Source organism: Micromonospora sp. U21 (assembly GCF_018070045.1).
In the GTDB taxonomy this organism is placed as follows: domain Bacteria; phylum Actinomycetota; class Actinomycetes; order Mycobacteriales; family Micromonosporaceae; genus Micromonospora.
On record NZ_JAGPYK010000081.1, the window covers coordinates 1 to 1,232 of the forward strand.

General features: G+C 70.9%; 1 protein-coding gene. It reads left to right on the plus strand.

Features of this window, described 5'->3' with window-relative positions:
• Positions 1 to 1,232, plus strand: a 1,232-nt coding sequence (locus tag KBX63_RS34830) for an IS701 family transposase (protein ID WP_210918676.1), incomplete at both ends; no start/stop codon positions are given.

The window sequence follows — 1,232 nt, forward strand, 5'->3', positions numbered from 1 at the left end:
CGGGTCGAGCCGCGTCGGGCGGCGGTGGCGTTCGTGACCGGTCTGTTGGCCGAGATCGAGGTCAAGACGTGTTGGCAGTTGGCGGAGCAGGCCGGGCATGCCCGCCCGGATGCGATGCAGCGGTTGTTGTCTCGGGCGGTGTGGGACGCCGACGCGGTCCGCGATGATGTGCGGGCGGTGGTCGTGGCTCGGTTCGGTGACCCGGACGCGGTCCTGGTCGTCGACGAGACCGGGGACCTGAAGAAGGGTGTGCATTCGGTCGGGGTGCAACGCCAGTACACCGGCACCGCTGGCCGGATCGAGAATGCGCAGGTCGGGGTGTTCTGCGGCTATGCCAGCCGGCACGGGCACACGTTGATCGACCGTAGGGTCTACCTGCCGGTGTCCTGGACCGATGACCGGGACCGATGCCAGGCCGCCGGGATCCCCGACACGGTCGAGTTCGCCACCAAGCCTGACCTGGCCGCCGAGATGATCACCGCGGCCCTCGACGCCGGCGTCCCGGCCGGGTGGGCGGCAGCGGACGAGGCCTACGGCAACAGCAGCGGTTTCCGCGCCCACCTGCGCCACCACCGCCTGGGCTATGTCCTGGCCGTGTCCCGCAGCCACCTGGTCCCCCTCGACGGCAGCAAAACCCGGGTACGGGCCGACCGGGTCACCGCCGACCTACCCGCCTCGGCGTGGCAGCGGCGCAGCGCTGGGACCGGATCCAAGGGCCCGCGTTTCTACGACTGGGCCTGGCTCGACGACGTCTGCACCGACGCCGACCCCGCCGACCGCGGCCACCACAGCCTCCTGATCCGCCGCAACATCACCACCGGTGAGCTGGCCTTCTACCGCTGCTGGACCCCGCAACCGGCCTCCCTGGCCCAACTCGTGCGGGTCGCGGGGATCCGCTGGACGGTCGAGGAAGGCTTCCAGGCCGCCAAAGGCCAGGTCGGCCTCGACCAGCACCAAGTCCGCCGCTGGGACTCCTGGCACCGCTTCACCACCCTCGCCCTGGCCGCCCTCGCCGTCCTGGCGATCTGCGCCGCCGACGCCGCCGCCGACAACCCCGCCGACACCGGACTGATCAAACTCACCGTCAACGAGATCCGCCGCCTGATCAACACCCTCGTCCTCAAGCCGATCCGCGACCTCACCCACCGCCTGCGCTGGTCAGACTGGCGCCGCCGCCATCAAGCCCGAGCCCGACAAGCCCACTACACCCGGCGCCTCAACCTCGAACTCCA